Here is a 13,646-nt window from a genome sequence, read left to right as displayed (position 1 = left end):
GCTCTTTCTAGACAATTAAACTCTACATCAGTAAAAAAATGCAGTTGGACAATTCTTCGTTTTGGGCTGGCTTGGAATGCACTAGCAAAAAAAAGCCAGGATTTTACGGCTGCATTACAGCATTACAACAGAGTAATGCTATCCTGGAATTCTAACTAAATTCAATAGTTCAATTGAAATTTCCAGGCTTTGAGTTGGAAAAATTGTGAGCAAATGCCCCGAAAGCCCTCACCCTTGGGGAGAGGGAACAACAGGAATACCAGGAACCTCCCACGAAAACGGTAATAAAGCTTGAATCTGATAGGGAAGCAGCTCTATGATAAAGGAGCTGTTTTTGACATCGCTTCTTTGTACCACCGAGTACGGCTATAAGGGAAGACTGGTTTCCGTCAAAATCCAAAAATTATAATTTTTTTTTGTAGCAAATTATAATTAATTGTAATACTGCCAGAGTGGTAACTAGAGAGTTGCTTCGTGACATGGGAATAGTTCTGGTCAAGGGGTTTACCCAAACAGGGTTAACCGCAGCCGTCTAAGAGTCTTAGCGAATTTTTACCTTAGGCTGATAAATTCTATGAAGATCTCAAATAGCAAACAAAACTGCTCGATCTACAGGTTTCGGTCGGTCATGATGACCTAAGAACAGCTTCGCTCAGATTGACTAAGCTTCAGTTCGCGTTAGCCTGGTCAAGGATTGGGCACAAGATTATGTAAAGAGGACGATCGGTGTGCTGTATCTAGCAGAAGTAAAAAAGCAGAAAACGGGACCCTTTGGCAGTAAGACCGAACTCAAACTGCTGGCTTGTCAGCGGAATGATCAGAGTTGGAGTGCCGTACCGGGTGAAGAAACGATTCCTGGTGACGAAGCCAGTAGTTTGGGTGATGGTGCTTTGGTAATCCTCAACCTGGGTAGCAGCCGACAGATACAGGGAGAGGTAGAAGCAGCAGGACTGCGATTAGCGGGGATCTTGCAAAATTTTTCTCGCCTGTTGGAAAAGTCGAAAAGCCAGGAAGAAGAAATCGAACAGTGGAAGCAGTCTTTGACTTATCAAAGTCAGGAACTGAATCGCCGCGAGATGGAAATCGAAGCTCGGGCTGAACAAGTGCAAGCCTTGGAAGAAGAAATTGAACAAATCGATCAGCAACGCCAAGAGGTTGAAACTTCTAAGGCAGAAGCAGAAAGACTCAGAGAGGAGTTTGAACGCAATCGTCAGGAGTTGGAGGGAGCATGGGAACACCTGCGGGGCGAACAGCGGCGTTTCGAGGAACAGGAAGCTGAACGGGGCGGTGCAGTTGGCTTAGACGAAGAGCAAGCTGCCGTCATTCAGGAATTGCTCGATCGCCTATCGGGAGCTGTTGCTCCCACCGATGAGGTACGGGAACAATTGAATCGGGCATTTGAAGTAGTTGAGCGCCAGCAATCAGCGCTGGAGCAGGATTGGCAACAGCTCGAACAAGAACAACAACAAGCTCAACAACAACATACCGACGTCGATGCTCAAGGCGAAGAGATTCAAAACCGCAAGCAGGAGTTGCAGCAAGTCCAAAGCTCTGTTGAGCAAGCTAAGGGTGAATTGAAGGTACAGCAAAATGCTCTGGAAATGAAGCAAGAGTCGGTGCATATGCTCAGCCTCCAGCTACGAACTCAGCAGGAATTACATCAGCAATTAGCTCGTTTGGCAACGACATCAGCCGATGTCAAAATCAGCCAGCAAGTGGATATCGAAGCGCTGGAAAATATGCCCCTCGGTGAGCTTCAGAACGTCGTGCAAAACCTAGAACAGGATTTGGAAAAAGTCAAGCGTTTTGTTAACGATCAGGAAGAGGAGCTGACGTTCCAACGCCAAACGATAGAGGAAGTACAAGTCAAGATTAATCAAGCGAGTGAATATGACCGTATTACTCTAGGGGATGAACTAATCGACGAACAAGACCGTTACCAATTGCTTGATGAATCGTTGGTGGGTTCGCGCCGAAATCTGCGGGAACGAGAAGAGATTCTTAACCAGCACCAGCGGGTATTGCGGCGTCGGCAAGGAGTTGTAACGGATAATGGTGCAGACGGTCAGAAAATTGATTTAGGGCCGGTTTTGAATCAATTAGAAGCCCAGCGAAATCAACAGGAAGCCGAACTCCAAAAACTGGAAAGCCAAGTTGAGCAAATGCGCCAGAGCCTCAGTCAAGCTGAAGAGATGGTTGCTCAACAAGCTCGGGAACAAGAGGTAAAACAAGCTGAACTCCAAAACTTGGAGGAATACTGGCAGTCTCTGAAAGTTTCGCTAGCACAGATTGAGAGTCAAGTCAAGTTTTACCAAGAGACATTACAACCAAGACAGGAGGCTCTTAACGAAATCCGGCAGACGCTAGAGGCGATCGCAACTGCACTCAATCAAATTCAGGAAGTTGGTGATTACCAACTGCAAGCGATCGCTCAAATGCAGCAAACGATTGATAACTTACTCGATTCACCAGAACTAGCCGCTTCATGAGAGGTTAATTTGGAGTTGTCCGAAAGATAATCCAATTCCTTTCGACTTGGGCAACTGCGCCTCCAGGAAAAGAGGATGTTCGAGAGCGGTTAGGGGCGTTAATGAGGGCGGTAATGGCTTCAATTTGCTCGAAGCTCGGAGCCGTGGGTTGGGCAGTGACGAGAAACTGTCGGATCGCACGGCGTTGCAATGCCAGAGGTGCCTGCCGCAATACGAGGCGATTCAGCTTGAGTAGGGTATCCGGATCATCTTTACTGACGGATGCCATAGCTTGCTGTCGTAGCTGTTGGGCAGCACTTTCCAAATAATCAACCTCTGCCCGCAGGAGTTCGGCTGTATGAGCTAAAGCCCTTTCAACTTGAGGATTGAAATGAGTTTTGAGGTAGGGCAGTAACTCTTGGCGGATGCGGTTGCGGGTATAGTTAAGGTCTTGATTGTAGGCATCTTCCCAAATTGGTAGGTGCTGCTGCTGGCAAAATTGAAATGTTTCAGCACGAGTGACGTTCAATAGGGGACGCACAAGCTGTACTCCAGGTGCCAAGGGACGTTGCCAGGTGAGGGATTGTAAACCGTCACCCCCCGTTCCCCGAATCAGGTTGTAGAGAACCGTTTCGGCGCGATCGCTCTGGGTATGTCCTGTTACCACATCCGGGTAGCCTTGCGATAGAGCAACCTCACTGAGTGCTTGATAGCGCCACTGCCGCGCCGCCGATTCACTCTGAGTCACCTCAGGAGCAGTTTCCAGATAAAAAGGAACACTCCAGCCCTGAGCCAGTTGTTGAACATGAAAGGCAAGTCCGGTATCTTTGGGCCAGCGATGATCGCAGTGAGCGATCGCTAAGTGCCATTCCCACTTCGGTTGCAAATCCAGCAGCAGTTTCATCAAGCACAGGGAATCTTGTCCACCAGATACAGCCACCAAGACGCGCCGATGCCGATTCAATAACCGCCTCTGGCGTAAGGTTTGGTGAAGCCGTGCGTGAAGATACGTCCAGCTCGGGTTTTCAGCCATTTTCGCGGGGTGGCTTGATTATAGTGTTGCTCTAGAAAACCTGACTCAAAAAGTATGAAGTGTGAAGAATAAAGAATTAAAAAACAAATTTATTTATGAAATTTTACTTCAGACTTCATACTTTAGTCTTAATTTAACCTACTCATTATTCTGCCAACTGCTCTGATTCATATCTTGCCAAACATCATCAAGAAGCGAATCCGTTTCGTCTTCTTCTAACTCATTATCCGAGGCAAAGTCTCCAAATTGAAATTCATCCTCATTGCTTTCGGGCATTTCGTCAAAATCTAAGTCGTCCTCATTCTCTACAGAAATCTCGCCCAGATCGATAAATTCATCCTCACTGGTCGTTGGAGCTTCTTCTTGCTCTAACTCTTGCTCAATACTTTGGGAAATTTCATCAAATTCGTCATCTAGACTAATTGAAATCTCATCCCTATCTATTTCAGCGTCTTCAAACGTTACCGATTCTTCCTCCATCTCGTCATACATTGCCGCCAGCTCTTCGGACTGCTCCCCTGGCAGCCTATCACTAACTGGTGAGGTGCCTAGCTCAAATTCGTAGTCATCCATGGTAGTGAACGACTCATCCATGTCCACCTCATCCTCCATCACAGTGGAAGGTTCGCCAAACTCTAGCTCCTCCTCAGTCTCTGGTTCTGCTAGTACTAACTCGTCCTCTGTACTAGCAGATGCCCCATTATCTTCATCCTCAAATTCCTGAGGACAAAATTCCAAATTAATTCTGACCTTGCCTTTCTGCCAGCCACGGGAACTAAATCTCAACACTTCGCAGGGGATGCCCTCTGCACTAAACCAAGCATTCTTTTCTGGAGACCATCCACCTAGCCCATATTCAAGCTGCATCCGGATAGCCTCTGCAAATTCGCCGACTCTAAAGGTGCAGTGTCCAATTAAAATTTGATCCGATTCGTCAACGGATAAGACTTCACCGGTAGCAAGCGGCTCGAACTGATTATCCACGCCCATTTTCCCCGATTAACCGTATAGTTTTCTTTTTGATCATGGCTTCTGACTGGGTCAATAGCTGGTGTAAGTAGAAGCAATGCTTTTGAGGCTTGCTCCCACAACAATCTTCGTTTATTGAAGGCTTAGAAGAACCAGCCGTAGGAATGCAATCCTTTACCCAGTAGATTCACCCCAAGATAGCAAATCCAGACCACAATAAATCCAGTTGCAGCCAAAATTGCGGGTCGGCGTCCCTGCCAGCCGCGAGTAATGCGAGCATGAAGGTATGCTGCAAAAACTAGCCAGGTGATTAACGCCCAGGTTTCTTTCGGGTCCCAACTCCAGTAAGAACCCCACGCCTCATTCGCCCAAACTGCTCCCGCAATAATACCAATTGTCAGCAAGGGGAACCCCAATCCGATAATCCGATAGCTAATGTTATCGAGGGTGTCAGCAAGGCTCAGGCGCTGAGGTGAGAGGGTTTTGGAACTGGACAATTCCGATACAGAGGTGACTGGGGGGGTGAGAAGGGCAGTATTAGCAGAACCATTATTCTCAAGTACGCTAACTGTAGTTACGGAATTACCGGGTGCCCCTTGAGGCTGTAACTGAGATTCTTCGCCGTTTCGCAGCAGCCGATAGGAGGAATTCGCTGTAAACCCATTCTGGCTACGATATCCACCAGTCCCGACTGAACTCCCCCGTAGTTCGATGTTTTGCCCACGAGTGACGACTAAAAACGCGATCGCCAACAGCGCACCCACCATCAGTGCCGAATAACTCAGCATCATCACGCTAACGTGCATCATCAACCAATTCGATTTCAGGGCAGGAACCAACGGTTCCGATTGCTGCATCTCTGCTGGCAGTGAAAGAGCTGCAAATGCCGTAATTCCCATTGCTACAGGTGCTGTGACAGTACCCACCAATCGGCTACGGCTCATGTTTTCGGCAACTAGATGAATGGTCGTTATTCCCCAAGTTAGAAAGAATAGAGATTCATAGAGATTGCTCAAGGGAAAGTAACCAGCATTTAACCATCTGGCACCGAGCAAAGCGGCAATGCAGAGGTTAGCGATCGCCATGCCTGCTGTTCCTAAGGCTGGCAGGTAGGGAATGCTTTTGAAAGCAGCTCCTATCCAGTAAAGCAGCATGGTCGCAAAAAGGACAGCAAAGGAAATATTATCCAAGCTGTTTTGGAGTGCAACTAAATCCATAAAGTTTTTTCTCTACTCAATTTTTGAAGCTTCAACTTATATTGGCTTAGATATACTCCAAGCTTGTTTCAAGCCGATGCAGTACCCCTAATAAGGCTATCGTATGCCAATATATCAGCTTAACTCCATTCATAATCATTCTAGGATTGAGCAACGCTGTAGAGGCAGCGCTCAGGGTGATGGACTGGGAGAAATTTCAATTTCAGAGGGGCTAGGAGAGGGGCTTGCTTCAGCGCCCTTAGGAGTTTCAGAGACGCTGGGGGTCAGCGTTTTTTTGAGCTGAACGAACAAATCAAAGCGAGTGCTGCGTTCGTCGTTAATTGCCGCAGTCACTCCAATGGTACGAATCGCCTTGAGCCACATTTTCCAGGTTGGGGAAAGTTGCAGATTCAGATTACCCTGGTTGATGGTACGCTCGACATCCAGGAAAAACTGACCATTATTGGGTTTGGGTTGAGTGGGTACGGTTTGCTGGAAGAGCGGGGTTTGGGTTAGTGTCCCTTGGGGTTGGGGTACGATCGCATCAGCAATCGGCGCTCCAAAGGTGAGAAAGGCAACATTGCCCTCTAGCCAACCGTGGGTAGCGCTTACCCCTCCTAAGGGCGATATCCAGTTAACAACGGTTTGATTGTTGAGCTGGGTTGCTTCTACCCCAAATTGATAGCGACTTTCGATCATATGATCGAGTTGCTCAAAGGATTTTTCAGCAGAGGTGCGATCGCTCGAAAGCACCATCAATACCACACCTGCTCCTAAGGTTGGTGCTGGTTGACTTTCTGGCAGTGCCAGCAAATCCTTTGATGCAGGCATCAGTGCTAAGGCAAATTCGCCTTCCATCCAGGGCAATAAATTTTCTTCCACGTCCAAACCTGAAATTGCCTGCAAACCAGCACTGAGATTGGCGGGTGAAAGCAGGGTTGAGTTCAGCAGATTTGTTTCGGCTCCTCGGGCATAATCACGCCATAACTGAGCTAAATTGCCTCCCGATATTGCCAATAACGTATTAGCAGGCAGGCGTCTGGGTAAGCGGCTCGTTGGGTTTTGAACTCGGTACTTTTGCTCACTATTGGGTTTGAGCCAAGAAATCGATTCAAAACGGAGTCCTTCCGGTTCTAGAATGACCGTTGTGGCAATGCCCTGCCGTTGTTGTTTGGCTGCCAAGTCTTCGGGAGAACGCGATCGCTTCGAGTGGGTGGCAGCGACTGCCGCGACAACTGGCACGTTTAGATAGACTCGAGCGAAGGGGTTTGAAGCATTAATTTTGCCCAACTTCTCAACATAGCCGGGCGTGGCGGCAACGGATGCCTCGCCCTTGTAGGTATCAATTACCTGCTCTATGGTTTTGGGATTGTTGGTGATGACAAAGAAATTACCCAATACGGTAGCAGAATAATTCTGACCTTCACTTTTTTGAGTTTCGCGAATCTGAATTCCCTTGTAGGTTCTTTCGGCAAACTGTGTTACTTTTTGAGATTCAGTTTTTTCTAATAGTTCCTTTGCCTGTTCTGAGTTCTCAATGGGTAGCACGAGCAAGTCTGGCAGCTTCCAAAAGGGTAGCTCTGAAGAGGATTTTTTCTCCTGAGTTGCTCCTGTTGTCAATTGTCCCGATTGTAGATAGGCAACCGTCACAGTTTCGCCCAACCACGGCTGGATATCTTCCTCATAGTCGTAGCCATTATCACTTAAGAGTTCTTCGTACAGTTGGGCAAGCTGTTTATTCAAAGCCGCTTTCGTTTCTGGTGTCCCGTACTGGCGCAACTGCTTCCACTGGGCTGAATTTGTGGAGATTGACGCCGTTACTAAGGCGTCTTGTGGCACCAGTTGAGTCCCCACTGGGGCATTTCCGGGGACAGGGCGGCGCTGTATCAGTAGCGCGTAAGCGGCTATACCACCGCCAATCACCAATACAGCCGCTCCCAAGGCTAGCAGCCGGAAGGATTTGTTTTTCTTAGGCATGAAGTAGAAAGGGAGTAGGGAGACAAGGGGACAAGGGGACAAGGGGATTTTTGAGGTGTTACTCCTCTCGCGATCACTCTATACCCCCTACCACACGGCAGTTAACAAGCCAGGGGTTTAAACTGGCTAAAAGCTCAAGTCGTCTAAAGACGACTGGATAAGACTTCAAGTCCATTTTAATGGACTTGATCTATTAGCCCGGAGTTTGAACTCCGGGCTGGTTTTTGGGCTTATTGAGAGGGGTTTGCAGATGTTGATACAGTGTATCTCGCTGCTGATAGGGACGCCCTAGAGAAGTGATTGCTCCCTGCAACGTCTCTACTTCCATACAAGTGCCGCCTTTAGCCCCTGCCATTGTGGTGATGTGTTCCTCCATCAAGGTGCCACCAATGTCGTTACAGCCCCATCTGAGAGCTTCTGTGGCACCGTCTAAACCCAGTTTTACCCAGCTTGGTTGGTGATTGGGAATCCAATTGCCCAGGAAAATTCGCGCTACGGCTGTGAGCAAAAGGGCGTCTTCCAAGACGGGTTGATCGTGTCCGACGCGACGGCGTAGAGGTTTGGGGGCATCTTGACCGATGAAGGGCAGTAGGATAAATTCGGTGATGTAACCTGGGTATCCCCGATCAAGAGCCGTTTGTTGGAGCGATCGCAATTTTTCCAAATGCCCCATCTGTTGCTCTGGGGTTTCAATATGCCCCGATAGCATTGTGCTAGTCGTTGGCATTCCCAGTTGATGTGCCGTTTCCACAATTTCTAACCACGTTGCCGTATTTGTTTTTTCCGGACAGAGAATTCGCCGCACATTATCATCTAAGACTTCTGCTGCTGTTCCCGGCATTGAACCAACGCCAGTATCCCGTAAAGCGACAATTACATCGGCATAACTCTGTCCGTCTTGTTGGGCAATAAACTGCACTTCTTGGGGAGAGAAGGCATGGAGGTGAAGCTGGGGAAATTCCTGTTTTATCGTTTTTACTAATTGCAGGTAATAGGGTAGAGCCCCACCGTTAAGTTTTGCTTCTGGGTTAAGTCCCCCCTGCATACAAATTTCCGTAGCCCTTCGTTGTACCGCGTCCGCTGTTTTTTCTACAATTTGCCCCCAATCCAGCCAGTAGGCACCCTCTGTACCCGCATCGCGGCGAAAGGCACAAAAACTACAGTGCTGCTCACAGATATTAGTAAAGTTTATATTGCGGTTAATAATATAGGTTACGGTGTCGCCAGCTTGTTTGTGGCGCAGTTGGTCGGCTGTTTCTTGAATGGCTGCTACAGCAGCAGGTTCAGTTTGCGTGAGGAGAGTAACACCGTCTTCTGGGGAAATGTCTTTACCCGCAAGGGCGCGGTTGAGAATGGTATTAACGGAGCTAAGAATCACAGGGCGAAAATCAGGGACTACTCATCCTGATGGTACTATGCTAAGTCACTGGTTAGTAAACTTTGCCAGATATTTCATCGCTGATTTTTATAAAATTTCAGGTGGCTATCAAATCCACCCACTTCGGCTAATGTGTAAAGCGGTCTGCCTTTTACTTCTTCATAAATTCGCCCAATGTATTCACCTAATATACCGATGCTAATAAGCTGCACTGAACCTAGAAAGAAAATAGCCATCGCAATCGTTGCAAATCCTGTTAAGGGGGAATCCGGTTCAGTCAAGCGCCAATACAATACTAACACCGACATAAATAACGCTAATGCAGCCGATAGCAACCCAATATAAGTGGAAAGTCGTAACGGTACTTTCGAGAACGAGACTAAACTGTTCACCGCTAATCCTAAGGATTTGCCGAATGTGTACTTTACTTCTCCCGCAAAGCGCGAGTCACGTTCAAATCGAATAGCTGTCTGCTGAAAGCCAACCCATGACCGCAGTCCTCGAATATAGCGGTTACACTCTGGCATGGAGTTAAGCACATCAACCACTTGCCGATCCATTAAACAAAAATCCCCTGTATCTGTGGGAATGTCCACCTCAGCTAGGTACTTGAGGATGCGATAAAATGAATAGGCAGTGAAGCGCTTGAACCAACTCTCTTTCCGACGTTTGATTCGCTGCGCATAGACCACTTGATACCCTTGCCGCCACTTTTCAACCATATCTGGGATTAACTCCGGTGGATCTTGTAAATCGGCATCAAGGACGACAATAACCTGACCCCGCACAAAATTTAGACCCGCCGTCACAGCAATTTGATGACCAAAGTTGCGTGCAAAACTGAGGTAGCACACTCGCTGATCCTGCTGATGAAATTCTCGGATTATTTTTAAAGATTGGTCTTGACTACCATCATTGATTAAAATAATTTCGACTAAATCATCCATGCGATCCGCTATAGCACTGACCCGACGATACAGTTCAAGGAGTGTTTCTTCTTCGTTGTAGATGGGAATGATAAAGGAATATTTTGGCTGCATAATTGATCGGTTGCAAGATGTCAGCTAACATTACTCTCTGAGGTGATCGCTCAATTGCACAAATAACATCATAGCCTTGACGCTATTTTGTTGTAAGTAGTCCAAAACACCGCTCATACTACTTAACATCCTCACCAGAATTTGAAGAACGCGATCGCTCAATTTCTTCTAAAGCCTTCTGAGGAGACTGGCGGTGGCGTCGATACCAGGTAGCGCCGCCAACTAGCATTCCCGTCAACGCCAAAGCGAACATTAAAGGCATAACATCACCGCTTTTGAGTGCCTGTAACCCCGAACCCATCATGACAAAGGGCAGGATTCCCGGAACAGTGCCGAGAAGCGTACCCACTAGGTAATCTCGGAAACGAATCGAAGTCAAACCCGCTGCAAAATTGACGATTCCATAGGGAATAATCGGCAGCAGACGGATGGCAAACATATAAAATAAGCCCCCCTGACGCATCTCGGCATCAATGGCTTCCCAGCGTCCGGCTAATTTTCTCGCCATCACCTCCCGTCCCACCGTGCGGGTAAAGGCAAATGCTACTATCGCGGCAATTACCGCAGCAATACTCGTCCAAAGCGTCCCCCACCCAGCACCAAAAATTGCACCACCGCTGAGGTTGAGTGGCGTTGAAGGCAATATTAATATTGTTCCTACTGTATAGAGGACGATATAAATAATGGGTGCCCAGATACCCGCTTGTTTCAGCCAAACTTGCAATTGTTCTTGGTCGATACCTCCTAACAGGTAAACTCCTATACCTGTGGCAATAATACAGATAATGGTGAGAAGAAAAATACCATTTTTAAAATTGAACACTAAGCAAGTCTCCTAGCTTTAAAATAGGGAATGGGGGAAGTAGAGTTTTACGTTTCCTCATCAGCCGGCTGCTTCTTCTCAAAACCGTAGTAATCTCGAACTAAATAAAGAGGTCGTCCCTTAACTTCCTCATAGACACGACCCAAATATTCCCCAATAATACCCAAAGTTAGAAGCTGAATCCCTCCCAAAAAGAGAACAGCCACCATAATAGAGGCATAACCAGGAACATCAATCCCTGAAATCAGCGTGCGAATGACTAAAAAAGTGGCATAAATTAAGGAAAATAACGATATTATAATGCCAACGTAACCCCAAATTTTCAGCGGGACAAAGCTAAAGGAGGTAATTCCATCAATCGCAAAATTCCAAAGCTTCCAATAGTTCCACGCCGTCACCCCTTTGAGGCGGGGTTCCCGGTCAAAGAGAATAGACGTTTGATTGAAACCCACCCAAGCAAACATCCCCTTCATAAACCGCGTCCGTTCTGGCATTTGCTTGAGGACTTCCACTACACGGCGGTCTAGCAAGCGAAAGTCACCAGTATCGCGGGGAATGGGTACGCGACTCATCTGACCGATAGTGCGGTAGAAGGCGTTCGCTGTCCAGCGTTTGAACCAACTTTCACCTTGGCGCGATCGCCTTGTACCATAAACCACATCATAGCCTTCGCGCCATTTTGCCACCAATTCCTTGATTAATTCTGGCGGGTCTTGGAGGTCAGCATCAATAGGGATGACAGCAGCCCCCCTAGCGTAGTCAATTCCAGCAGTCAGGGCAACTTCCTTGCCAAAGTTGCGGGACAAGTTGACGACCTTAATCGCTGGGTTACGATGATGGTATTCAACTAAACGCTGTAGTGTGTTGTCTTTAGAGCCATCATTGACACAAACAATCTCGTAACTGATGTTCATTCCATCCAGCACGGAAAGGAGTCGCTCAAACAGGTAATCAATGTTGAGTTCCTCATTGTAAAGTGGTACAACTACCGAGAGTTCTACAGGATTTAAATCAATGGGCATCGTCAAACGTCTATATTGAGTTACTAATCCTCTTTCTGAGATAGGGTACTCCCTCAAGGTGTTTTCTTTTTAAAACGTTTCACCAGACCATGACAATCAAATCATACAGCCTTCCTTTAATTGTTATCTTGTGTGGTGTTTTATTTTCTTTATATTTACAAGGGCAAATTCCCGATGGAGTTTTCTTTAGTGGTGATGCCGGTCTGAAAGCCTTATTAGCCCAACAGTTGAGTAGTGGTCAGTTTCGAGTTGACTTAGTTCCACCTCCCCAAAGTTGGGTGCGTAGCCTTTGGGAAAATGGCTTGTACCCTTTTGAAGAACCCTTTGTCTATCACTTAGAAAATCGACATTACATAACGTTTCCTTATACATTTCCTTTGATTACTGCACCATTTCATGCCCTTTTTGGCTACCGAGGTCTTTATATCATTCCTCTGGTTTCTACCTGGGCAATTTGGTTAAATTTTTTCTTCGCGTGTCGCCGTTTAAAATTCTCCCCAATTAGTACATCACTTGCTCTATTTATTCTCATCTTTGCTTCACCCTTGTCGATGTACAGTGCCATGTATTGGGAACACACTTTAGCCGTAGCACTTTCGTTCTATGGGCTATCGCTACTGCTAATTCCCAAACAGTCAGAGGGTTTATCAAAAAGAGAGGCTGTATTCAGTGGAGTTTCAATTGGGTTGTCTGTTTGGTTGCGACCTGAGTTTCTTTGTCTGAGTGCAATTGTCTTTGTAATCGTTGCTGGTATAGCTTTAGCCAATACTCCTCAATTCAATTGGGCAGACAAACCCCTTCATTTAAATCAGTTAACTTTTTTGGCTAACCATAAGTTCATTTTTCTAGCTAGCCTAATTGTAACGGTTGTACTATTTTTTGTATCTAATCAAGTTATTTATAGTCATCCTCTAGGAATTCATGCTATTCAAATCGTCGAAGATTTATCCTTAATTGATAAATTAAAAGATGCTTGGGAAAACTTTAAAGGATTAGGTTATGCATTTTTTGAGTATTTTCAAGTTGCCTTTTTCCCGGTTTTATATTTAGGGCTAGCTCTAGTGATGAGAACGGTAAAATTAACACCAAGACTCATCCTCATTTATCTCATCTGTTTAGTTTTTGTTGTGGGTGTCTCTGTGATCGTTCCAGTTGGTACAGCGGGTCTGATTGCTGGTGGAAAGCAATGGGGAGCGAGATTCTTGTTAATCCTCATTCCAATTGTTGTCTTGATGAGTGTTAACGAGTTGCAATTAATCTGGCAAACTCAGCGCTCTAGTTTAAAATATGGAACTCTAGGTGTTCTGTCTATGTTGTTGATTCTTGTAACTTACAAAAACACCTATGCTGGAACCGTTTACTTACAGCAAAATCACCAAGGGATTTTACCTGCTATCCAATTCTTGCAAAAGCAGCCCGTTAATACAATTGCTATGTCTCATCAATTTGTGGCTCAGGCTTTAGAACCTGGGTTGAGCCAAAATAAGGTATTCTTTTTAGCAGAAAACAGTCAGGATTTGGTTAAATTAGGTACAGCTTTAATAGAACAGGGGCAGCCAAAGTTTATTTACGTGTGCTATCCCTATCGTAAGTGCCAACCTCCTGAAGAAGGTGTGGAAACACGAAAATTTAATCGTGGCAATCAACAATTCCAAATTGAGTTATTAAAATTAGGGGAGTATGGCAAATATCCTATTTATGAAGCCTCGATAAATAAGGGAGCTTAAGTGTACTGCCATA

General features: G+C 46.2%; 10 protein-coding genes. 2 read left to right on the top strand and 8 right to left on the bottom strand.

Annotated elements, in window-relative coordinates; translation table 11 throughout:
• Nucleotides 1–728: 728 nt before the first annotated feature.
• Nucleotides 729–2,489, top strand: coding sequence for a pilus motility taxis protein HmpF (gene hmpF, locus IQ257_RS00370; protein WP_193872231.1), 1,761 nt, complete (start codon nucleotides 729–731; stop codon nucleotides 2,487–2,489).
• 4 nt (nucleotides 2,490–2,493) lie between these two features.
• Here the strand turns inward: hmpF and tilS are convergent, their stop codons facing one another.
• From tilS to IQ257_RS00330, 8 genes are all read right to left on the bottom strand, one after another.
• Nucleotides 2,494–3,501 (bottom strand): tRNA lysidine(34) synthetase TilS, encoded by a 1,008-nt coding sequence (tilS, locus tag IQ257_RS00365; protein WP_193872229.1) that lies wholly within the window; start codon nucleotides 3,499–3,501, stop codon nucleotides 2,494–2,496.
• A gap of 138 nt (nucleotides 3,502–3,639) precedes the next feature.
• Complete coding sequence (locus tag IQ257_RS00360; protein WP_193872226.1) at nucleotides 3,640–4,485, bottom strand: KGK domain-containing protein; 846 nt, start codon at nucleotides 4,483–4,485, stop codon at nucleotides 3,640–3,642.
• Between the two features lie 128 nt (nucleotides 4,486–4,613).
• Complete coding sequence (gene ccsB, locus IQ257_RS00355) at nucleotides 4,614–5,687, bottom strand: c-type cytochrome biogenesis protein CcsB (RefSeq protein ID WP_193872225.1); 1,074 nt, start codon at nucleotides 5,685–5,687, stop codon at nucleotides 4,614–4,616.
• A gap of 171 nt (nucleotides 5,688–5,858) precedes the next feature.
• The gene (locus tag IQ257_RS00350) at nucleotides 5,859–7,643 is read right to left on the bottom strand and encodes a DUF3352 domain-containing protein (RefSeq protein ID WP_193872224.1); all 1,785 of its coding nucleotides are present in this window, start codon (nucleotides 7,641–7,643) and stop codon (nucleotides 5,859–5,861) included.
• 193 nt (nucleotides 7,644–7,836) lie between these two features.
• Entirely contained in the window at nucleotides 7,837–9,021 is a 1,185-nt protein-coding gene (gene cofH / locus IQ257_RS00345; RefSeq protein ID WP_193872223.1) for a 7,8-didemethyl-8-hydroxy-5-deazariboflavin synthase subunit CofH, read from the bottom strand.
• Nucleotides 9,022–9,095: 74 nt separating this feature from the next.
• Nucleotides 9,096–10,061 (bottom strand): glycosyltransferase family 2 protein, encoded by a 966-nt coding sequence (locus tag IQ257_RS00340; protein ID WP_193872221.1) that lies wholly within the window; start codon nucleotides 10,059–10,061, stop codon nucleotides 9,096–9,098.
• Between the two features lie 118 nt (nucleotides 10,062–10,179).
• A complete protein-coding gene (locus IQ257_RS00335; RefSeq protein ID WP_193872219.1) occupies nucleotides 10,180–10,884 on the bottom strand; it encodes a TVP38/TMEM64 family protein in 705 nt (234 codons plus the stop codon).
• Nucleotides 10,885–10,931: 47 nt separating this feature from the next.
• Complete coding sequence (locus IQ257_RS00330) at nucleotides 10,932–11,906, bottom strand: glycosyltransferase family 2 protein (protein WP_193872217.1); 975 nt, start codon at nucleotides 11,904–11,906, stop codon at nucleotides 10,932–10,934.
• Between the two features lie 89 nt (nucleotides 11,907–11,995).
• On the opposite strand from IQ257_RS00330, the gene IQ257_RS00325 reads away from it, so the two are divergent.
• Nucleotides 11,996–13,633, top strand: coding sequence for an LA_3751/LA_3752 family putative glycosyltransferase (locus IQ257_RS00325; RefSeq protein ID WP_193872215.1), 1,638 nt, complete (start codon nucleotides 11,996–11,998; stop codon nucleotides 13,631–13,633).
• Nucleotides 13,634–13,646: the final 13 nt, after the last annotated feature.

It is taken from the genome of Coleofasciculus sp. LEGE 07092, assembly GCF_015207375.1.
Lineage (GTDB): Bacteria > Cyanobacteriota > Cyanobacteriia > Cyanobacteriales > Coleofasciculaceae > LEGE-07092.
The sequence above is the reverse complement of the archived record's forward strand: the minus strand, read 5'-3'. Positions and strand labels throughout refer to the sequence as shown.

Coding starts and splice junctions, on each gene's coding strand:
- IQ257_RS00340 (WP_193872221.1), bottom strand. CDS start 10,061: ATGCAGCCAAAATATTCCTTTATCATTCCCATCTACAACGAAGAAGAA.
- IQ257_RS00330 (WP_193872217.1), bottom strand. CDS start 11,906: ATGCCCATTGATTTAAATCCTGTAGAACTCTCGGTAGTTGTACCACTT.
- IQ257_RS00325 (WP_193872215.1), top strand. CDS start 11,996: ATGACAATCAAATCATACAGCCTTCCTTTAATTGTTATCTTGTGTGGT.
- tilS (WP_193872229.1), bottom strand. CDS start 3,501: ATGGCTGAAAACCCGAGCTGGACGTATCTTCACGCACGGCTTCACCAA.
- IQ257_RS00350 (WP_193872224.1), bottom strand. CDS start 7,643: ATGCCTAAGAAAAACAAATCCTTCCGGCTGCTAGCCTTGGGAGCGGCT.
- ccsB (WP_193872225.1), bottom strand. CDS start 5,687: ATGGATTTAGTTGCACTCCAAAACAGCTTGGATAATATTTCCTTTGCT.